The organism is Dellaglioa kimchii (assembly GCF_046115505.1).
Taxonomy (GTDB): Bacteria; Bacillota; Bacilli; order Lactobacillales; family Lactobacillaceae; genus Dellaglioa; species Dellaglioa kimchii.
The window spans coordinates 1,362,132-1,384,342 of sequence record NZ_CP170736.1 but is presented as its reverse complement, the minus strand read 5'-3'; the positions used below and the strand labels follow the sequence as shown (position 1 = coordinate 1,384,342).

The 22,211-nt window shown below is 36.2% G+C and carries 19 protein-coding genes; 4 read left to right on the top strand and 15 right to left on the bottom strand.

The genetic code is table 11. From position 1 onward, the window contains the following. The first annotated feature begins 7 nt into the window (after positions 1-7). The gene (spxB, locus tag ACE83Q_RS06795) at positions 8-1,759 is read left to right on the top strand and encodes a pyruvate oxidase (RefSeq protein ID WP_409021984.1); all 1,752 of its coding nucleotides are present in this window, start codon (positions 8-10) and stop codon (positions 1,757-1,759) included. Between the two features lie 104 nt (positions 1,760-1,863). Here spxB and ACE83Q_RS06790 read toward each other — a convergent pair whose 3' ends face one another. Next, positions 1,864-2,202 carry a YxeA family protein gene (locus ACE83Q_RS06790; protein ID WP_409021983.1) on the bottom strand — a complete coding sequence of 113 codons (339 nt, stop codon included), beginning with the start codon at positions 2,200-2,202 and terminating at the stop codon, positions 1,864-1,866. 163 nt (positions 2,203-2,365) lie between these two features. Here ACE83Q_RS06790 and pepF point away from each other — a divergent pair, with 163 nt between their 5' ends. Further along, on the top strand, positions 2,366-4,174 hold the full coding sequence (gene pepF / locus ACE83Q_RS06785; protein ID WP_409021982.1) for an oligoendopeptidase F: 1,809 nt from the start codon (positions 2,366-2,368) through the stop codon (positions 4,172-4,174). A 45-nt stretch (positions 4,175-4,219) separates the two neighbouring features. Here pepF and ACE83Q_RS06780 read toward each other — a convergent pair whose 3' ends face one another. The 8 genes from ACE83Q_RS06780 to ACE83Q_RS06745 all read right to left on the bottom strand — a co-directional run bounded on the left by ACE83Q_RS06780 (position 4,220) and on the right by ACE83Q_RS06745 (position 12,603). Then, positions 4,220-6,661: a lectin-like domain-containing protein gene (locus ACE83Q_RS06780; RefSeq protein WP_409021981.1), complete on the bottom strand. Its 2,442-nt coding sequence runs from the start codon at positions 6,659-6,661 to the stop codon at positions 4,220-4,222. Positions 6,662-6,874: 213 nt separating this feature from the next. Then, positions 6,875-7,477 (bottom strand): pentapeptide repeat-containing protein, encoded by a 603-nt coding sequence (locus ACE83Q_RS06775; protein ID WP_409021980.1) that lies wholly within the window; start codon positions 7,475-7,477, stop codon positions 6,875-6,877. Positions 7,478-7,610: 133 nt separating this feature from the next. Beyond that, positions 7,611-7,952 (bottom strand): LPXTG cell wall anchor domain-containing protein, encoded by a 342-nt coding sequence (locus ACE83Q_RS06770; RefSeq protein WP_409021979.1) that lies wholly within the window; start codon positions 7,950-7,952, stop codon positions 7,611-7,613. A gap of 92 nt (positions 7,953-8,044) precedes the next feature. Next, positions 8,045-8,716 carry a WxL domain-containing protein gene (locus ACE83Q_RS06765; protein ID WP_409021978.1) on the bottom strand — a complete coding sequence of 224 codons (672 nt, stop codon included), beginning with the start codon at positions 8,714-8,716 and terminating at the stop codon, positions 8,045-8,047. Positions 8,717-8,757: 41 nt separating this feature from the next. Next, positions 8,758-9,435 (bottom strand): WxL domain-containing protein, encoded by a 678-nt coding sequence (locus ACE83Q_RS06760; RefSeq protein ID WP_409021977.1) that lies wholly within the window; start codon positions 9,433-9,435, stop codon positions 8,758-8,760. Between the two features lie 30 nt (positions 9,436-9,465). After that, a complete protein-coding gene (locus ACE83Q_RS06755; protein WP_409021976.1) occupies positions 9,466-10,182 on the bottom strand; it encodes a WxL domain-containing protein in 717 nt (238 codons plus the stop codon). A 48-nt stretch (positions 10,183-10,230) separates the two neighbouring features. Continuing rightward, positions 10,231-10,845 (bottom strand): WxL domain-containing protein, encoded by a 615-nt coding sequence (locus ACE83Q_RS06750; protein WP_409021975.1) that lies wholly within the window; start codon positions 10,843-10,845, stop codon positions 10,231-10,233. A 201-nt stretch (positions 10,846-11,046) separates the two neighbouring features. After that, complete coding sequence (locus ACE83Q_RS06745; protein WP_409021974.1) at positions 11,047-12,603, bottom strand: hypothetical protein; 1,557 nt, start codon at positions 12,601-12,603, stop codon at positions 11,047-11,049. A 255-nt stretch (positions 12,604-12,858) separates the two neighbouring features. Between ACE83Q_RS06745 and ACE83Q_RS06740 the strand changes: the two genes are divergently transcribed. Both ACE83Q_RS06740 and ACE83Q_RS06735 read left to right on the top strand, forming a co-directional pair. After that, positions 12,859-14,298: an amino acid permease gene (locus tag ACE83Q_RS06740; RefSeq protein ID WP_409021973.1), complete on the top strand. Its 1,440-nt coding sequence runs from the start codon at positions 12,859-12,861 to the stop codon at positions 14,296-14,298. 140 nt (positions 14,299-14,438) lie between these two features. Next, positions 14,439-15,272: an undecaprenyl-diphosphate phosphatase gene (locus tag ACE83Q_RS06735; RefSeq protein ID WP_409021972.1), complete on the top strand. Its 834-nt coding sequence runs from the start codon at positions 14,439-14,441 to the stop codon at positions 15,270-15,272. Positions 15,273-15,322: 50 nt separating this feature from the next. On the opposite strand, the gene ACE83Q_RS06730 is transcribed toward ACE83Q_RS06735, so the two are convergent. The 6 genes from ACE83Q_RS06730 to ACE83Q_RS06705 form a co-directional block, all read right to left on the bottom strand. Next, on the bottom strand, positions 15,323-15,694 hold the full coding sequence (locus ACE83Q_RS06730; protein ID WP_409021971.1) for a hypothetical protein: 372 nt from the start codon (positions 15,692-15,694) through the stop codon (positions 15,323-15,325). Continuing rightward, positions 15,691-17,109: a helix-turn-helix domain-containing protein gene (locus tag ACE83Q_RS06725; RefSeq protein WP_409021970.1), complete on the bottom strand. Its 1,419-nt coding sequence runs from the start codon at positions 17,107-17,109 to the stop codon at positions 15,691-15,693. Before ACE83Q_RS06725 ends, ACE83Q_RS06730 begins: the two co-directional genes overlap by 4 nt. Before the next feature lie 35 nt (positions 17,110-17,144). Next, positions 17,145-18,191: a DUF916 and DUF3324 domain-containing protein gene (locus tag ACE83Q_RS06720; RefSeq protein ID WP_409021969.1), complete on the bottom strand. Its 1,047-nt coding sequence runs from the start codon at positions 18,189-18,191 to the stop codon at positions 17,145-17,147. An 86-nt stretch (positions 18,192-18,277) separates the two neighbouring features. Next, positions 18,278-18,901, bottom strand: coding sequence for a WxL domain-containing protein (locus ACE83Q_RS06715; RefSeq protein WP_409021968.1), 624 nt, complete (start codon positions 18,899-18,901; stop codon positions 18,278-18,280). After that, a complete protein-coding gene (locus ACE83Q_RS06710) occupies positions 18,898-19,239 on the bottom strand; it encodes an LPXTG cell wall anchor domain-containing protein (RefSeq protein ID WP_409021967.1) in 342 nt (113 codons plus the stop codon). The genes ACE83Q_RS06715 and ACE83Q_RS06710 overlap by 4 nt, the downstream gene beginning before the upstream one ends. 10 nt (positions 19,240-19,249) lie before the next feature. Continuing rightward, entirely contained in the window at positions 19,250-22,129 is a 2,880-nt protein-coding gene (locus ACE83Q_RS06705) for a BspA family leucine-rich repeat surface protein (protein WP_409021966.1), read from the bottom strand. Positions 22,130-22,211 lie beyond the last annotated feature (82 nt).

Here is a 22,211-nt window from a genome sequence, read left to right as displayed (position 1 = left end):
TTATATTATGTCAGAAAAAATTAAAGCATCAATTGCAATGTTAAAGGTATTACAGGATTGGAAAGTTGAAAATGTCTATGGGTTACCCGGTGGATCATTCAATACAACAATGCGTGCTCTTGAATCAGAAAAAGAAAACATTAATTATGTTCAAGTACGTCATGAAGAAGTTGGGGCACTTGCTGCTGCCGCTGAAGCAAAACTAACTGGTAAAGTTGGGGTTGTCTTTGGTTCAGCAGGTCCTGGGGCAACACATTTATTCAATGGTTTATATGACGCACAACAAGATCACGTTCCTGTTCTTGCTTTAATCGGTCAGGTTGCTTCAACAGCAATGAACATGGATTCATTCCAAGAAATGAATGAAAATCCAATGTTTGCTGACGTTTCTGTCTATAATAGAACAGTTATGACTCCAGAAAGCTTACCTCGTGTAATTGATCAAGCTATCAGAACAGCTTACCAATACAAAGGTGTAGCTGTTGTTACAATTCCAAATGACTTTGGTTGGATGGATATCGATGCTGACAGTTATTACGCTTCAGGTCACAATTACACAACACCTATTTTACCTGAACCAAATGATTCAAAAATTAAAGAGGCTTTAGCACTTATTAAAGAAGCTAAACAACCTGTTTTATTCGCTGGTATTGGTACAAAAGGTGCTACTGATGAAGTAATTGCTTTCTCTGAACATTTTAAAATGCCTGTAATTATTACAGCTATCAATAAAGGAACAGTTCCTGATAGTTACCGTGCTAACTTAGGCTCAACTTACCGAGTTGCAACAAAACCTGCTGATGAAGCAATTGCTGCCGCTGACTTAGTTGTCTTTGTAGGAGCTGATTTACCTTTCTCACAAACTAAAAAAGTCTTAAAACCAGATATGAAATTTATCCAAATCGATATTGATGCATCAAAAATTGGTAAACGTCACGCAGTTGATGTCGCTTTACTCAGTGATGCTAAGAAAACATTAGCTCGTTTTGTTGAATTAGCTGGTGATCCTGTTGAAAGTCGTCCATTCTTCGATGCAACTATTGAAGATATGGCTAACTGGCGTACTTACCTCAAGAAATTTGAGGACAAGACAACAACACCACTTCAACCTGCTTCTGTCTTTAAAGAAATCAACAAACATGCCACAGGCGATGACATTTTCGCAGTTGATGTTGGTAATGTTACAATGAACAGCTTACGTTACTTAGATATGAATCCTAAACAAAAATTCACAACATCTGCTTTATTTGCAACAATGGGTTATGGTATGGGTGCAGCAATTGCTGCTAAATCAGCCTTCCCTGACCGTCAAGTCTTTAACCTTGTTGGTGATGGCGCATTTGCTATGATTGTTCAAGATTTATTAACACAAGTAAAATACAAACAACATGTCATTAATATTGTCTTCTCTAACCAACATTTTGGTTTCATTCAAGATGAACAAGAAGATGAAGGTCAACCATTCTATGGTATTGATTTCAATGACGCAGATTGGGCACAAGTCGGAAGCGCTATGGGTACCCTTGGTATCTCAGTTTCTACACATGACGAATTAGTTGCCGCATTTGAAACAGCTATAAAAGCAGAAGGTCCTGTTGTTATTGATGTTAAAATCACTGACGACCGTGCCATTCCTGTTGAAGATTTAGCTGTTGATCCAAAATATTTCTCAGCTGAAGAAATCGCTGCTTACCGTAAACGTTACGAAGCAGAAGACTTACTTGTCTTAGATGATTTAATTGAGAAATACTCAAAATAATGCCCTCACGAATAAAATAACTATTCCTAAGAGATAGTTATTATTATATTAAAAAAGCCTGTAATGAAGATGAACATCCTCTTCATTACAGGCTTTTTTGTGTTCTATTTTAATTTTACAGGTAGATCTTTTTTAGAAACTTCTTCCCATGAAATAACACCCTTTTTTTCATTATAGGCTAATTTTAAATACGCACCTTGACGTAACGGTCTTTCTTTATTTCCAGTAAACGTTAATTTCTTAGCTTCATTTTTAGTATTATAAGCCATTTGATTATATCTATAATCGGTATACGTTTTTCCATTTTGATCCTTATTAACCACTTCTTTACCTGTTTCTGTTATTTGTGTGTAGTAATCCTGAGTTGCGTAATTAGTCCTATAGTATAAGTATCCACCACCAACTAATATAACGGCAATAATTAATATAATTATTTTTTTCATTCATTTCTACCTCCCTTTACTTAATTCATAATCTCAAATAACCATGAATTAAACCACTAATTAGACTTGTACTAATCAAAGATTATATTATAAACTTTTTTTGCTCATTTAATTCTATATAATGGTACAATACTAACCATACAAACCTTAGGAGGTTACGATTATGACAAAAACTCACCAACTAGTTAATAGAAATGACGTGCCCGAAGAATTAACATGGGATTTAACAGCCATTTATCCAAATGATCTTGCATTTCAAACGGATATCGATTTGGTTCGTGACCTCGTTCAAACCTTTGTTTCGACTTACCATAGCCATTTAGGAGAACTAGCTCCAATTAATACTGCCTTCAATGACTTGGAAGATATTTACACTCGCTTATCACATATTGAACATTATGCATTTTTACAACAAGCAGTTGATATTACTGATTCAACAGCCAATCAGTTAATGCGTGATTTTGAAGCACTCTCTGCTGAAATTACGACAAAATTGGTTTTCTTTGATATTGAATTACTAGAAAATCCAGTTAAATTATTGGATGACGTCGTTGCAACAAATCCAAAATTAAAAGCTTACATTCGTCAATTAAAGAAACAAAAAGCCTTCCAATTAAGTCCTGAGGTTGAACAAGTCCTTGCGACCTTCCAGCCTAACTTTTCTGCACCAGAATCAGTTTACGGTCAGACTCGAGCAGCTGACATGGATTTTTCTGATTTTGAAGTAAATGGTGTGACGTATCCAATGTCATTTGTTTTATATGAAAATACGTACCAATATAATCCAGATGCCGCTATTCGTCATGCAGCCTTTAAAAGCTTCTCAACAACATTAAATCATTATAAGCATACAATTGCGGCTAACTATTATAATCAAGTATCTATGGAAAAAAAAATCGCTACTTTACGTGGTTATCATTCAGTTTTTGATTACTTATTAGCGGAACAAGAAGTTGACCGTTCATTATTCAATCGTCAAATTGATACTATCATGACTAAATTGGCGCCCGTTATGCAAAAATATGCTGCACATATCAAAGAAGTTCGTGGTTTAGATAAAATGACATTTGCCGACTTACAAATCGATTTAGATCCTGATTTCGCACCTAAAGTTTCGATTGAAGAAGCTAAAAAATATGTCAACGATGCAGTTGCGCCACTTGGAGCTGATTATCAAGCAATGGTTGCTCGTTCGTTCCCAGAACGTTGGGTCGATTTTCCACAAAATATTGGTAAAGAAACGGGTGGATTTGAAACAACTCCTTATGGCAAACATCCTTATATTTTAATGTCATGGACGAACGAATTAGCTGATGTCTATACTTTAATTCATGAGCTCGGTCATGCAGGACAAGCCATTTTAACACAGGACAACCAATCAATTCTTGGTAGTGAACCTTCTACTTATTTGGTTGAAGCCCCTTCTACATTTAACGAACTATTATTAACAAGTTCAATTGAAAATCAATCAAGTGAACCTCGTTTAAAACGTTTTGCTTATTCAAAAATGTTAACGAATACTTATTTCCATAACTTTGTGACCCATTTACTTGAGGCAGCTTACCAACGTGAAGTTTATCAACTCGTTGATGCTGGACAAGGGTTTGATGGTGATCAATTAAGTGAAATTAAACGTCATGTCCTGGAAGCATTCTGGGGACCAGATGTTGAAATAAATGATGGAGCCGAATTAACTTGGATGCGCCAATCGCACTATTACATGGGCCTCTATTCATACACATATTCAGCAGGTCTTGCCATTTCAACACAAGCTCACTTGAATTTATTGAAGGATCCAGAAAATACGACAGAAGCTTGGCTTGCCTTCTTAAAATTAGGTGGCGAATTAGCCCCAATTGAAGCAGCTAAAGTTGCGGGCGTTGATATTACTACAGATGAGCCCCTCAATCAAACAATTCAATTTTTAGATGACACCGTGAATAAAATCATTGCTTTAACGAAAGAAATTTAAAAATAAAGGAGAGACACTAAAAAGTTTAGTGTCTCTCCTTTATTTTTATGAAGTTGGTGTGTTACTTAATACCCATTTTACCTGTGCTGTATAAGCATCACTATGGATTTCACTTGGATCAGCTTTGATTAAAACGCCCGCATCTTTGGCCCATGGTACAGTTGTCGTTTTTGTTGTTGATGTTCCTGACAAAATTTCAAGACTTGCCGAACCTAAAACTTGAGCATTGTCTCCAGCTGTTGCTCGATACACAATCGCATCTTTAATTGTATTACTCTTTGAAATAAGATCACTTGCTGAAACTGTTAACTTCCAAGTCCCAGGTAGTGATGTTTCTAGTGCCACCGAAAAATCAGTTTGGCGAGGTACTATTGTCGTTTTTCCTGGGATTTTAGTTGTCCCAAAATTTAAACTACCATTAGTTGTCAGACCCATTGCACCTGAAACAACAACAGTGATAGTTCTCATATCTGATTTATTACCGTCTGTATCAACAGCATAAACAGTTAAAACATGATTACCAACTGTTAAGTTATCTGGTAATTTGTAAGTTCCAGAATGATCCTGACCTACTTTTAAATTATCATATGTTTCCATTAAAACAGGCGCGTTTGACCCTTCTTGATAGTACGTTTTAATGGTTGCACTATCATCAGACTCATGGTAACTCAAAGAATAAGGAGCATTAACTGTTTTACCACTATCATCTAAAGTAAATGTTGGTTTATTAGAGTTCACAATAATATTAGCTGTATATGATGTTGTTTGATTACCATATTGATCAGTCGCAATCACAGTGTATGGATTTTTACCAACCTTTAATTGATTACTTGGAACACTAACGCTAAATTTCCCGTCTGTTCCGACGTTAGCTGATACTGAGTAACTACCATTGACTTTAATTGCTGCAGTTGTCGTTCCTGCTGGGAAAGTTCCCCCAAGACTTGAAACTACTGTTCCGGCAATAGTTGCTGCTTCATTTTGATTGACCTTGATGTCATTAATTCCTGATATCGTTAGTGTTCGTGTGCCTCCAATTGTGAATTTTGCTGCATTTGATTGGATAACAGCATTAGATCCAGAAAATTCACTTACTGGACTATTAACAACTGTATCCGCTGCAACTTTGTCAGCAGTTCCTGTAAGCGTTACTTTTGCACTTGAATATTTAGCTGTTGATAAATCATTCTTAAGGACCTTAACAATTTCACCATTTGACATCTTTGTTAAATCAATGGTTTCTGAGTCCGTTGCTGCTCCTGAATAAGCAATTGTTCCTGTTTTTAACGTCACATTATTTGGAACTTTTAAACCTGCACTGATTGCTTTCCAGTCTTGTTTACCACCCAAATATTTTAAATTTGTTACAAAATCTAATGAGTCTCCAGCTTGTACTAGACCATCATTAGTAACATCTTTATTTTTTTGAGTTGTATCTGTTACTGTTTGAGTTGCAGTTGCATCAACTAAACCTGGAACTTTTTCAAACATTACCAAGTTAGTTTCATAACTACCACCCGTTGATCCAGTGAATCCCCAACGAACTGCGCCATTCGAATTGAATTTAGCCTTATCAATTGACACGGTTGCGCTCTTACCTGCTGTCATGACATTTGTTTTTGGATTTTTATCATCAATTATATAAGTCATAGAGCCTGTTGCACTCGTTCCAGCAGAATATTTCAACGTCAAATGATGCCACAATCCATTAGATAAATTGGCTCCATAATCAATTAACCCAAGATGATTTTGATAGTAAAAATAGGCGGTATGTGTTGGCAAAAAACCCGTTTCTTTTTTCTGCTGTGTATAACTATTAGTATCTCCAGGATAACCACTAGCTATGTGATTACCTGTGACAGCAGTATTATCAAAGCTATTCCCGGAAGTTTGACCACCATTATTAAAGGTATCGAACTCTAGCGCCCAACTGTTTTGTATCCCTGTTTTAGCTAGTGTCGAAACATTACTATAGCCTGATGTTGTTCCAAAAATACCCTCAGCCAATATATCATTAGCCCAAACACCTAATGTTTCACCACTACCAGTTGAAATCGCCGCATTTCCTTTAGCATCATTTTGTAATACTAATGCCATACCATCTCCGGCAGCAGCGCCTCCATTACCAAGATATACCCACATTGACGCTGTTGAATCTTTATTTAAATCGAATGTATTACCATCAGTTGACCAAACAGCTGCCTTTTGATTTTTATTATCAGTAATTGTTACAACTGATTTTGCAGCAGCATTTGCATCCGTTGTTATGACATTCCCAGACGTTAAATTAACTGTTTTACTAACGGAAGATACCCCAGCCCCAGTTCCGGGTTGAAATATACCATTCAAAGTGATCCCACTTGGTGCGGTCTGTATTGCATAATTGTAATCCGTTTCTGCCGCTGACACACTTGAAAAACCAGCTAAGAAAGTCGCCGCTAAAACAAACACCAATAAATTTAATTTTTTATGCTTAATCCCCATCATAACCCGCACCCCATTCTCTATCTTTATTACTTATAGTATACGCTTAAATAGAATTAATATTATCCATAAATTTCTTATAAACGCTCATTATTTGATGGTTTTAGGGTCCTTTTCAGGTAATAGTTATTTAATCCTGTATGCCAATTGGTATACCAGTATTTGTCAGCTATAACGTATCATTAAATAAAAAAGTAAGCTTACAATATTGTAAGCTTACTTCAATTTGATACCTAATAAAGCAACTAAAATGGTTGCCTGATAAGCATTAATCGTTAATCCACGGACCAACTTAGGATCTAGTATAACTGTTTCAAATTCACTCTCAGAGAAATCCACAGACTTCATGTTGGTCTCAATAAAATCGCATCCTTCAATATTGCTTTCAGGGAATGTCAGTTTTTTCTTGATTTCAACCGCTTGAAAACTGGTTTCTTTTAAATCACAACGTCTAAATTCAACTTCTTGGAAATTGGCGACACTAAAATTCGAATAGCTCAACTGACAATCTCTAAATGTCGTTTCTTTAAAAACGGTACGATTAGAAAAGTCACACCCCATCATCCGACAGCTTTTAATTTCAGTTCTAAAAAAATAACTTTCATTAAATTCTGCGTTCAAAAACTCACAATGATCAATTATAGTATCTAACCATTCGCTACGTACAAAGTCGGTTTGTTCAAAGGTACAGTGATCAAAAGTTACTGAATCAACTCGTACTGTCTCAAAAGAAGCCTCAATCGTACAATTATGGTAAGTTAAGCCATATCTAATATCAGCAAATGAAATGGTTTGTCCTTCTATAACTTGATTATCCAAAATGATTCACTCCTAAATGTTTACTTAAAACGATATTTATAAATTCTAACATATTTATTCGCAAATACTTAAGCCCTTTTTAGCCAAAAGATAATAAAAAAGATAAATCAGAATACTCTGATTTATCTTTTCTTTAACCTTTATTTTCTTTTTTATCTTTTTTAATAAAGAATAATAGTAGTGCACCTAATAGTAGAATGAATCCTACTAAGACAACCATCACAGATTTTTCTTCATTTGTTTGTGGTAAAATACCACCTACAGAAGATACTGAGCCTTTTATGTCTTTTTCAGGATTAACAGTCGTTTTTCTTTCAGGGACACTAGTTGGTTGTGTCACTTTAGTATTCTCTTTAAAACCGATAGTCACATTCGTAGACCCGGCTTCAGTTGTCGCCGCACTAACCAATTGATTAGTATTCAGCATGACAACTCCCAAAAGTAACATCGCTATAATCATAATCTTTTTCTTCATGAGACTAACCTCCCCCAAGGATACTTTAAAGATTCTTGTTAAAAAGCATTATATAGTGATCGCCACCATATAATGCTTTTTAAACAACTTATTTAAGCAGGTACGTCAGAAAGTGTCCAGTTCATTTTTGTTGAGTAAGCTTCTGCTTTAGCAACACCAGCAGGTACAGTTAATGAAATATCTCCAGCTGCAAGTGTATCAACAGTAACACCACTACCAGTATTTTTAACGGCATTTAAAGCAACACCAGCTGTTGTCAAATCTGTAACAGCATTTGAAACAGCTGTAGTTGTTCCAGCTGTTGCTTCAGCAACAACTACTTTACCTTTGCCTGTCGAAAGAACAGCACCGGTTAATTCATCACTACCACTCTTAAATTGGTCAGCTTGAACAGAAAGTGCCCAACCAGCGTTTGTTCCACGAACATCACCGACTTCAATAGCAAGATCTTTTGCTGATTTAACAGTTAATGCTTTTGTAGGAATTTCAATATCTGAACCAAAGTCTACTGTTTTTGTAGCATAGACAATAGCAAGGTTACCACTATTACCAGTATTACCACCATCACCAGGGTCTGTTGGGTCTGTTGGATCTGTTGGGTTAACTGGAGGAATAACTTGTCCTTCATCGCCAGCTTTAAATGAAACGCTAGCATCAGTTGATGCACCTTCAGCAAGTGTTGCTGCATTTACATGACTTGAAACTGCTAAACCTGCACCTAAAATTGTTGTTGCTAATAATGCACTTGTTAAACCTTTTTTCATAATTGATTCCCCCAAAAATTTATCTTTTTTATTTTAAATAATTAAACTGCTGGTGTATCTGATAAAGTCCATGTTAACGTTGAAGCATATGCGATATCTGCTTTAGCAACGCCAGCTGGAATTGTTAATTTAACATCTGTATTTTTGATGTTATCAACGTTAATTCCTGCACCAGCGCCTGCTGTAGCACCAAGTACAACCCCAGAAGTTGTTGTGTCACCGATTGCTGATGATACTGCGTGCTTAGCTGTAGAACCATTACCAACTGAAACAGCACCTGCACCTAAACTAATTGCAGCGCCGTCAAGTTTTTCTGATTCATCAGCGTTAGCTAATTGTTTAGAACTTACTGCTAAAGTCCAACCAGCATTTGTTCCACGAACATCACCAACTTCAACCGCAACATCTTTATCAGATGTTAAGTTGACCGTATTTGCCGTAATTTCATTTTCAGTACCAAAGCTAATTGCTTTAGTAGCATAGATGATAGCAAGATTACCACTGTTACCAGTATTACCGTTATCCCCAGGATCTGTTGGGTTTGTTGGATCTGTTGGGTCAACTGGAGGGATAACTTGTCCTTCGTCCCCAGCTTTAAATTGAACACCAGTTGCTGTTGATGCTGGTGTCATATCAGCAGCATTAACGCTACCTGATACTGCTAAGCCTGCACCTAAGATTGTTGCTGATAATAATGCACTTGTTAATACGTTTTTCATAATTTATTTCCCCCGAATTTATTATTTAATTTAAACTGCTGGTACGTCTGAAAGACTCCAGTTTAACGTTGTTGCGTAAGTATCTGCTTTAGCTGAACCTGCAGGAATTGTTAAAGTCATGTTGTCTGCACGAATCTTATCTGCATTTAAACCAGCACCTTCGCCTGTTTTAGCTGATAAGACAGTTCCACCATCAGTAACCGATGCAACTGCAGCAGCTGATGCAGGTGTTGGTGTAGCACCGGTACCAATTAAGGTATTATCACCTTTACCTAAAGCTAAGACAGCTCCAGCTAATTCGCCAGACTTTGTACTTTTGAATTGATCTGCTTTAACTGATAAGGTCCAACCAGCGTCTGTTCCACGAGTATCGGCAACTTGAAGAGAAATAAAGTTACTACCTTTAAGGTCTTGTTTACTTGCTGAAACAGGTACAGTAGTGCTAACAGAACCAGTTCCGTCATCTTTAGGAATACCAAATGATACTGCCTTTGTTGCATATACAATCGCTAAAGGACCAGCATGCCCTGTTTCACCGCCACCACCATCACCAGGATCTGTTGGATCAACTGGATCTGTTGGATCAACTGGATCTGTTGGATCTGTACCTGGTGTAAATGTAACTGATCCGTCAGTTGTTGCACTGTCCGGTAAGACAGTATCTGCAGCATTTACGTTACTTGACACAGCTAAACCTGCACCTAAGATGGTTGTTGCTAATAATGCACTTGTTAAAACTTTTTTCATAATTTATTTCCCCCAAATTTCCTAATGTTTTACCCGACTCTAACCTAATTAAGCAGGAGCGTCAGTCAATGTCCAAGTTAATGTTGTTGAGTATTTAGCAACACGTGCTGTACCACCAATAACATGCAATGCAATATCAGTCTGTTTATAATTTGTTGTAATTGCTCCCGTACCGTTATCAACAGGTGCATTAATTTGTGCACTACCGCCACCTAAAACATTTGCTGATGCAGCTGCTGTCATCTTAGTTGCATCAGTACCTGTTGCTGCCGCTGTTATAGTACCATCAGGGAGCGCTAACGTAGCACCCTTCAATTCTGTAGGAGTTGCTCCATCACTCATTAACGGTGTACCACTAACGCTAACATTCCAACCAGCAAATGTTCCACGAAGGTCACTAACACTTACGTTAATGTCACTACTTGATTGTAATGTCGAATCTGTTGCTGAAACTGCACTTGAACCAAAATCAACTCCACTTGTAACGTTTGTAATGGCCAATGGACCAGAACCAGGAAGTGATGGATCTTCACCAGCTACGAAAGTAGCGCTAGCTGTTGTATCAGCTGTAGTTGCATCTGCAGCAGATACCTTATTCATTGTTCCGAGACCTAATACCACACCACTAATCATCATTGTTGTTATTAAAGTTTTTTTCATCATTGTTTCCCCCATTTTTTTGTATACATTCACTATAGTCGATATTTGACCTAAAAACGGTCAATATTTTACGGTTAAGTGTTTACTTTTGACAGTTATAATTACTTAATTCTTAATTAGTTATTCTTTTCTATAAAAATATAATACCAAAATTATTTCATTTAAAACGACCAACATTTACGTGTTAGGTGTCATTTTTTGACGTTATTTTACTGGGACACTTGATAATGTCCAATTCAGGTCTGCTTTATAGGCAGTTGCTCTAAGCTTTGATGGGTCTGCCTTTAACAAAATACCGGTTCCATCATCGTTAAACTCCTTTCCTGTATCATTTACACCATTACCTGATAAAACGGTTATACCAGTATCATTAATGATTTGTTCTGTAGCATTGGCATCGCTTTTAAAGACAAAAGCATCTGGATCATCAGTTAATCCTGTTGATTTTACAGTCAACTCCCAGTTGCCGGCATCCACAGCTGAAAGATCCACATTAAGACCAGTTAATGGCGTTAAATTGGTTTTTTCATTTGGTATTTTAATTTTATCTCCATAATTTAAATTATTAATGCCATTAATTTTTAACGTTTTAGTTGGTTTTTTAACATTAAGGATGAATTTTTTAATAGTCGCATTACCTTGATCATCCGTTGTTGTGACTGTTATTGTATGTTGTTTAACCGTCAAGTCGGTCATCTTAATCGTATTAGTGTGATCTTTACCTAGCGTTTTACTATTATCGTACTCCTCCTTATATTGACTGGTGTGTGCTGCATCGCCATAAGAATCTGTAATTTGAGTTGTTAAGGTCTTTGCATGGTCACTATTCACTGTATAGCTAACTGGATACTCAGTGCTTGTGACATCAACTACTGGGATATCCGTATTAGGCGTACTGTCTAATTTATCACCTGCAATTGCATCTACTTTAATCTTAGGATTTGGTATAGTTACAATGATAGTTCCCTTAGTTGGATCACTGGTTTTCCCACCTATTACTCTTGTAACTGTAAACTCAACTTTATTTTCCCCAATTGCTAAATCAGAATTTTTAACTATAATTGGTGCTTGCATGAGTGTTTCTATTGGATCATATGTCGCTGGATGAAAAGGTGCATAAACCGTAACCGTACCATCTGGTTTGGTTACTTTAACATTGAATACGTAGTTATCTAAAGATACAGCAGGATAGTAATCAGGTGATCCTTCTGGTGTTCCTGAGCCATCAACACTATTTCCATTACCCTCATCATCCTGCCCATAAAATGGGTCCCCTATCGCTGCATCTGAAGACATTGTGGTCGATTCTTTACTAAGTACATCGTCAATGCTAATCGTTTTTTTACTTCCACCCATAAATAACCCTACAATATCTGAATCTTTATAATCATCAAATACCGTACGTGTTGTCATACTTTGTTTTTTAGCCTGTTCCACTTGTTTCTTGTTGTCCTTTTGACTATCTGTTTTCTCACTGGATAGTATAGTAGACGATGATTCAGAACTTGTTGCCTTTGTCGTATCAACTTCTGAATCCATTTTTTCATCAGCTACACTACTACTTGAACTACTAGAATCTGTCTTATTTGATTCTGTTGATTCACTTAGTACATTTTCTAAAGTTTGCTCTTTTATAGTTGCAATACTTGAACTAATTGTTTCTTCTTGTGTACTTGCTGAAACTTTTCCGCTTAACGTTGCTCCCCCGAACAACATTAAGGCACATAAGCTGCCTATCACAATTCTATTTTTTGATTTCATTATAATCCCCCAGGATTCTCTTTTAGTTCATGTCGTTAACTAATTACCGTTATAATATCATTTACATTTGTTAGAGAACAGTCAACATTTGCGACTTAAATGTGTTTTTTTGACATTTTAACCATAAGTATATTTACTTCTTATAGTATGTATCACAAAATTTGATTGTACTTTATTTCTTTTTTCTTTATACTTAACCATAGCTATCACTGTACCTGTATCATAAAATATTTTATCCATATGGAGGCTATTATTTTGTTAGAATCAGAAAAAACATTACGTTGGTATAACGTTGCTTTAATTGCATTCGTTTCCGTTTGGGGACTTGCAAATGTCTTTAACAACTTTGCTAACCAAGGACTCACTGTTATTACATCTTGGATTTTAATCATGATTTTTTACTTTGTTCCTTATACTTTAATTGTTGGTCAATTAGGCTCAACATTTAAAGATGCCAGCGGTGGTGTATCTTCATGGGTGAAAGAAACTTCAACCAAAAGACTTGCCTACTATGCAGCTTGGACTTATTGGGTCGTACATATTCCTTACCTAGCACAAAAACCACAAGGTATCCTAATTGCCTTTAGTTGGTTATTCAAAGGTAACGGAAATTTCGTCAATGAAACGTCAGCTATGACCGTTTCACTTATGGGACTAGTCATTTTCATTTTCTTCTTATGGATTGCTTCAAAAGGACTTGCTACTTTGAGTCGAATTGGTAGTGTTGCCGGAACAGCAATGTTCGTTATGTCATTGTTATTCATCTTGTTAGCAGTTTCAGCGCCATTCATGACGCATGCTAAAATTCAAACACCTGATATGGGTGCCATTAAATCATATCTACCTAACTTTAACTTCGCCTACTTCACAACGATTTCAATGTTAGTTTTCGCTGTTGGTGGTGCTGAAAAGATTTCTCCCTATGTTAATAAAACAAAAAACTCAGCTAAAGAATTTCCAAAAGGAATGTTAGCTTTGGCTGCAATGGTTGCCATCTGTGCTATTTTGGGTTCATTCGCTATGGGATTCTTATTTAACGGAACTAACATCCCTGATGATTTAATTACAAATGGTCCTTACGAAGGTTTCTTACGTCTTGGTAGTTTCTACCACGTAGGTAATTTATTCATGATTCTTTACGCCATTGCCAATGCAATGGCTCAAATTTCAGCCCTTGCTTTCTCAATTGATGCACCATTAAAAATTCTTTTAGGTGATGCAGATCCAAACTTCATTCCTAAAAGTTTGTCAAAACTCAATAAAAAAGGCACTCCCGTTAATGGTTATGCCATGACTGGTATTTTAGTTAGTATTTTAATTATCATTCCTGCAATTGGGATTGGTAACATGAACGCATTATACAAATGGTTATTAAACTTAAATGCGGTTGTTATGCCTATGCGTTATCTCTGGGTATTCTTCGCTTACATGCTTTTAAACAAACAATTGAAGAATTTCAAAGCTGGTTACAAGTTTGTTAAGAATCCTGTCGTTGGTTACATTGTTGGTGCTTGGTGTTTCTTATTCACTGCATTCGCTTGTATCCTAGGAGTTGTTCCTAAATTAAACTACTCAGATAGCCCTTCTAACTACTTGTTCCAATTAACACTTAATATTGTCACACCACTTGTCTTAGTTGCATTAGGTTTAATCCTCCCTGCAATTGCACGTCGTGGTAACAAAAAAGCCCTATAAAATTAATCTTAACTAAAATCTTATGTTCACAAATAAACCTTATGCCTAAATGCATAAGGTTTATTTAATTTTATGGTTTTTGATTTTCATATTAGGTATACTAGAGCAGTTAAATAAAACTTGGAAGGAATCTTGTTTGTATGAATATTATTGAGATGTTAAAGGTTATTGTTTTAGGGGTCGTTGAGGGGGTCACAGAATGGCTTCCCATTAGTTCAACAGGGCATATGATTTTAGTTGATGAATTTTTACAGCTAAAAGAAAGTGCTGCTTTTATGGAAATGTTCTTCGTTGTTATTCAACTTGGTGCCATTTTAGCAGTTTGTGTTTTATATTTCCACAAATTGAATCCATTTTCGCCAAAGAAATCTCAATTAGAAAAGAGAGACACTTGGTCACTATGGAGTAAGGTCATTGTTGCTGTATTACCGGCTGCTGTTATCGGATTAGTCGCCGACGACTGGTTAAACGCTAAACTTTATAATTTCCCAGTTGTTGCTTTAATGTTAATTATCTACGGTATTTTATTTATTGTTATTGAAAATAAAAAGGCTAATACAACGCCTTCTATTACGTCATTTAGTCAAGTTACATATAAAACAGCTATTTTAATTGGTGTTTTCCAAGTTCTTGCTTTAATTCCCGGAACATCACGTTCTGGTGCAACTATTTTAGGTGGAATTCTATTAGGTACTTCACGCTTCATCGCTGCTGAATTTTCATTCTTCTTATCAATTCCAGTAATGTTCGGTGCAAGTTTACTTAAGTTAGTTAAATACTTCCATAACGGCAATACCTTCACGGGAGATCAAACAGCCGTTTTAATTCTTGGTTGTGTGGTCGCTTTCCTAGTTTCAATCGTAGCCATTAAATTCTTAATGGGTTACATCAAATCAAAAGATTTCAAACCATTTGGTTGGTACCGGATTATTTTAGGTGCTTTATTGCTCGTTTACTACTTCTTCATAAAATAAAATTAAAAAAGCGCAATTTTGATAGATTATCAAAATTGCGCTTTTTATTTTTATCGCTCATATAATCTCATTTCTGAAACACCAAATATCAACGTTCCAGAAATCTTTCTGTAAAAACTACCAAGATAATAACGATTAACATCAATTGTAGGTGTATAGATGGGAACTCTTTTAATTTGATTGCGAGGTGGGGTGAAATCGACTGCTTGATTTAATAAGATATTAGATTCGTGTACCGACTTTTCTTTTTTATAGAAACCAACCTGCACACTACCTTCATCAGGTTCGTTCGCTTCCGTTTGTTCAACCATCATGCCATAACGACTCTCGAAAGGATCAGCCTTACTTTTTTGGTCAGTTTGCTGAACCAGCGTTGTCGATAAAAACATGGGCGTCAGCCATAAAAGCGAACTTAGTCTCATATTTTTTCTCCCTTGACCCGCGCAACTAGATTCCCAAATACTTCCCAGTCGGCTGGCGTTGGGGGACTATTCCAGATAATATATTTCGAGTTTATCTCACGACTCAAAACATCTGATAAATAAATATCCGTTCTCTCAGAATAATTTTCCGTTATTTCCATATTAGCCAAAGGTAAACTTCTCAGCGTTGTTTTGATAAACTCATTATAATGTTCACCAATTGAAAAATTAACAGTGACAACGATTCCCGGTATGAAGTCATCCAAATTAAAGTGCTTCAAAACAAGCATAAGTATTTCCATAAAAAACGTTTTATGACCAACAATATTATTCACTATTTTTCTTTTTTGAAGTTGTGCTATAAATCCATTTGTCCCCAAATATAATTCATAATAACTTTCTTTGAATGCTTTTAAACTCGTATAAAAAAAGCCATCAATCAATAAATTCCCAAATGAATGATATCTATAGATAATCTGAATCAATTCTGCTTCCAATGTTTGACTTAAAAAATCAGTTTTTTGATTCTGGGTTTGGTAACTTTCTTTAAAAATAACTAATATTTCAGCCGTCAATTGTAAGGGTAATTTGGATACTTCACGTGAGCCTTTAAGCCAATTTTGCGCCACTAAGAATCGATACAAATACTTTTTCTCAGCCATTCTGAGTTTTTCATTCTTTAGATAACGGAAAATATCAATTTCCTGGAACTGGCTCAATGCTTGGCTATCACTTATTATTCCATCGTACCCACTATATCCCTTACTTGACCGTTCAATTGAAATAATTAAATAATACTTCAAGAAAACTTGATTCCAATGATTCTCAAATTGACAGTATTGACTCAACTTTAATTGTTCCATAATACCTTCAGCAATCACAATATCATTTTCTACAAATGGTAACTCATAATCTTTAAAAATATAATAATAAAGCTGTGCTAAAACTAAGCGAATTTTAAATTCTTCATCACGTGTCTTGGGAAATAAATGTTCAATCTGATAGTTTTTCAAAAAAATAGCGAGTTCATTTTTAACCTTGTAGCCTTTTGTTAAACTAATAAAAATATCTTCAGAAAATTTTTCGATACTACTATCCGGATTCTTCAATAAATAATGGAGTAAATTAAATTTTAATGACCGTCGTCCATACATCCAGATCAAGCGATTGATTGAGTCTAACCCACTTTTTTTGTAGACGTATGTCCCATTAGATTTTTCAATATAAAAGTAGGCGTCCATTTCAAGTTGTTCAAAATCGCGAATTAAACCATTCATCATGCTCGTTGCCTTAAAATAGGTCAATTCAAATTCATCCTGTATCTCTTGAACAGAAACAGACTGGGTGGCCGAAGACTCAATGTATGCAAATAAATTTAACTTTTGATAATCGCTTAATTCTAAAATGTCTTTCATGGACTTATTTCTCCCTACTTCCTTATGCTATCGAATTACTCGCGTGCCTTTTCTAATTCTGCCTTCAATACTTTTATTTTACGCTGTTTTCTGACATATATGATACTAAATAATAAAATTAATAGCGCTATTCCAATGCAGGCAAATAAAATATACAACCAAGTATTTTCTTCTTTGACTAAGGCTGTCTTATTAAGCTGATTAGCTTCATCATTGGTAATTGTGAAGTCTCTCGTAAAGTGCCACTTTTGGCCTTTCGATTGAACCTCTACATTTGCCGTATAGTCTCCAGCCTTAAACTTCACTTCACCAATTCGAACGGGTAAATTAAACACTGAATTAGGGACAATTTGATACTTTTCGCCACTTTGCTTATATAAGACCTGGTCTGATCCTTTTTTGCTGACTTTAACATTGGTCTTAACTTGGCTAAGATAAGCCGCTGTCTCGTTTTGAATGGGCATTGTAATTGCATTACGCCCATTTAATTGATCTGCTTTAACTTTACCTAACGTAACTTTATTTTTATCTAAGTCTTTTTTACCATGAAGCACAAGCGAGATTGTATAAGAAAATTGATTTGCGATAGACATCCCTTTACTTTTATCGCTAGCATCAGCCTTCTTTAAGAACGTCATTCCCCCTGCTAAGACACCATCAAAAGCTTTATCAGGCATTTTTACAGTGTAGATCACTTTCTTGCTTTCGCCGACTCCTAAATCAATTTTAGCTGTTTTAGTGGTAACGTATTTTTCAATATTATAAGGTAAATCAATACTTTTATTATCTACCTGGTTATAGACACCCAAACCACTCGTACTCGTTGTCCCCTTACCAATGGCAGTGTTCACAACAATTGGTTTATCTGATGTATTTTTAACTTTAATTGCTAGTTCTGTTGTTTCTCCAGGATTCAATTTTAAATCATAATAAGTCACCTTATTATTGACTTGGCTGTCTGACTGGGCAGGATAGACTTCAAAACCCATCCCTGTCCCCGCGGCAAATGCTTGATCGTGCATTTGAAAAGCACCTAAAAAAATTCCGAAAACAACTAAAATAGCACACATTATTTTTTTCATTTAACAATTCCACCTTTATACAACAATAAATAGACGGGTCTAAGACCCCTCTATTTATTTGAATGATTTATTTTTATTTTACTAAATTAAGCAACAACGTCAGCTAAATCCCATGTTAATGTTGTCTTGTAGTTATCTGAAACTTTGACAGTAGCACCTGGTACTGCTAATGTTGAGCCAGCAATTGTAGCTTGTGTTTTACCGTTACCATTACCATCTTTAGCACCGACAACGTTGACTGGTGCTGCAGGTTTTTTGTCAGCTCCGGGAACTAAGACAGATGATGCTGTCACATCTACTGCGCCAGAAGTTGAAGCAGTTGTATCTTTTGCTGCGTTCAATGTTAATGCAGCATTTGTTAATTCTTTGGCATCCTTAACACTTTTGAATTGTGCGTCTTGGGCAACTGTTAAGTTCCAAGTAGATGTTGTTGTACCTGTTAAATCGTTCACGTTGATATGTGCTGCTGCATACGTATTGTTAAGTGTCACATCTTTATCAGTAATTTCATTTAAACCAAAGTTTAAATCTGCTGCTGTTGCGTTAGCATTGGGGTTACTTGGATCTGGGTTACTTGGATCTGGATCAACCGTAACTGTACCTGGTTTAAAAGTAACATCCCCATTTGTTGTCGTTGCAGCACTAACTGCTGATGTTGTTGCGCCTAAAATACTACCTACTAATGCCATTCCTAATACTAATTTTTTCATAATCTTTTTCCCCTTTTATCCATTTTTTTTATAACTATTGTGCCTAAAATCAGTAGACCACCTGAAACAATTAACCACGTTTCAGTGCTCTCACCTGTTTGAGGCAATTCTTGGTTGCCTTTACTACCTTCAGAAGACGTATTCTTCCTTGATTCTGATGTGCCTTGCCTATCGATTAGATGAGTTTTCGTCTGACTTTCATCTTTTCTTTTATTAGGATAACTCCCATAAAACCCCACGCTGGCATTGCTTTGAGCATCTCCAGATACCTTAGCAGGAACCGATATTAATAAACTTATCGTTAATAAACTACACATCAGATATGCAAATTTTTTCATCAGTTCCCCCCTAATTGCCCATATCGGCATCTGTTAATGTCCATTCAACTTTTGCACTGTATGCTTCACTTAGTGTAGGACCAGGTAAAACATCTAATACAAAACCATCACCTCCTAAACTGGTCCAGTCTTTAGATACCGTGATTGGATCATGATTAATCGTTTTTTGCGATTTAATCACAGTCCCACCAGTTGCATTGATATCAGTTGTATGACCATCTACGTCACGGTAAGCTAAGGTTGACTTTAACTTCTTTTTAGAGGTTTGACTCACAAAATCAGCACTCATTCTGGCACTTAATTGCCAAGTTGAGCCCACCTTACGGTTATCCTGGACAACCAGATCATTCGAAAGTGTTTCTAGCTGATACTTTTCTTCACCTAACGAAATCAAATGGCTACCAAAACTCATCGTACGTGGTGTCGACATTAATGACAGTGCACCCGCATAATGATAGACAACTTCAATTGTTTGATTACCCACATAAGTTCCTGTTGCATTTGCGGGCGTTGACGTTGGCGCATATCCTGGAATCGTTTTAGCTGTCGTGGTGTAAGTCTTACCTTGATCATCACTCATCGTGTCTTCAGCGGCAATCGGCTGGTCATCTTGATCTAAATACTTGACGACAACCGTTCCCTTTTGAATCTTGGCCCATGAATAACTACCTGCCATCGTACTACCATCGTATTTGCTCATTAAATCTGCTGCCAAATAGGTCTCTGAGGTTCCATCACGTTGCCATTTACCGGTATAAACGCCGGTTTGTGTTGGATTATCAAGGCCAACAATTTCGCCCGTTGCAGCTTCAGTCAACAATGTTTGAGGTCCCAGCTTTAAATGTTCTAAAGTTGCCCCGCTACTTGTATTTGTATGCAGCATATTAGTAAGACCATACGTCGTACTATTACCCGTTTTTTGTGTTTTAATCTTCCCCATATTAAAACTTGAAATATCTAATGAGGTTAGATTACTCATACCCGTAAACATCTTTTCCATATAAAGGACATTATCCGTTTTAAAATGTGAGGTATCTAATTGTGAGACAGATGTGCCTTCAAAAAAGCTCTGCATATTTTGTGCTGCAGACGTATCCCATTGAGAGACATCTAACGTATCTGCTTGACTCTGCTGAAACATTAAACCAAAGTCAGTCACTTTTCCCGTCAACCAATTAGAAACATTTATTTCTTTCAACTTGGGAGAGGAGCCAAATGTTGCATGCATATTGGTTACGTTTTGTGTATTCCATTTAGAAACATCCACTTTATTTAGGTTAGCTGCCGATTGGAAAGTTCCGTTTAAACTGGTTACATTGGAGACATCCCAATTGGAGACATCGACTGTCGCCAGCTTAATCCCAAAGAAAGTAGACGCTAATGTTCTTACATTCCCCGTTTCCCACTTAGAGACATCTATTGGCGTCGTGGATTGATAACTCAAAAAAGTTCCGGCTAATGAAGTCACTTTTGCGACATTCCACTTAGAAACATCTAAGTTAGGGATTGTTGCAGATTCAAACACGAACGACATATCTAACACATTTGAAACATCCCAACTTGAGACATCTAAAACCGGTACTTTTACGTAACCAAACATATCGCTCATATTAGTTACATGCGACATATTCCATTTAGCAACATCTAAACTAGTGACAACACTACTGCGGAACATCCCACTTGTTCGTAGCATGCTCGCAAAATCCCATTGACTAATATCGCCAACAGCTTTCAAAACAGTCGTGTATCCAAACATTAAGTTTGTATTTGTCACTTTTGACATATTCCATTTACTTAAATCCAAGCTCGTTACTTTACTCCGATAAAACATACTATCCATCGAGGTTACAGCTTGCGTATTCCATGATGCAAGATCTAAGGTTTTTACCTTCGTTCCTGAGAACATTTCAGTCATATCTTTAACCTGACTTGTATCCCACTGACTAACATCTAATTGAGCTAAGTGCGACGTATACGCAGAAAAATAATCCGTACCAAAGGTTTGCTTCATAGATGTAACTTGACTTGTATTCCAATTACTAACATTTAAGTCAGTTAATGCACCCATATTATAGAAAGTTCCTTCTAAATTGGTCACTTTTGAAACGTCCCATTTACTTAAATCTAAAGTTTTGATTGCTGCAGCGCCGTTAAAAACATTCCCCAATGTCGACACTTGTCTTGTATCCCAATTGGATACATCTAGTCCTACCAATGAACTACACTTTTCAAATAAACTATTCATTGATAATACCTTTGATGTCTTCCAGTTAGAGACATCTATTGATGTTAATTTAGCATCCCTAAGAAACAACCCAGACATAACTGTCACATTTGAAACATCTAATAAGTTTGCATTATCAATACGTTGCACATTAGTAAATAGACTAAATAGATTAGCAATACTTCCTGAGACCTTAACTGCACCATCAAAAATAATCGAGGTTACTTTGGCCTTATCAGTCGGCGTCCAGATAACAATTGCCCCACCATTGGTTGGACTATTCCCCAAATCACCTGCACCAATGTGTAGCTCCCCGCTATCATTGATAAACCAATCGGAAGTCCCAATCGTTCCACTAAGACCATTTGTCGCCTTGGTAGAAAGTTTGTTTGTTTTTAAAACAGCTTTTTTTGATTGATGACTTATTTTTTGTTCTGCTGGACTTGTTTTTTCTGGGCTATCATTTGCAGCTATTGCGGACTCATTTAATGTTTTTATTTCCGTGACATCATTTTTGTTTTCAAAAATGGCCTGTTTATCTTTTTCTAAAGTCAGACTTTCTTGATTTGGATCAACTTTATCGGTTTTATTTAAAGCGAAAGCAGTTGATGAAAACAATGTTGGAATTAACAGACCCACGACTAATATTTTGACATACCTTTTCAACATCATAACCCCCTTAAATGTTATTTACTTTGCCTGCTATCCATCAACTCCCCCAAGTTGGTCTTGCTGATATCGGCTATAT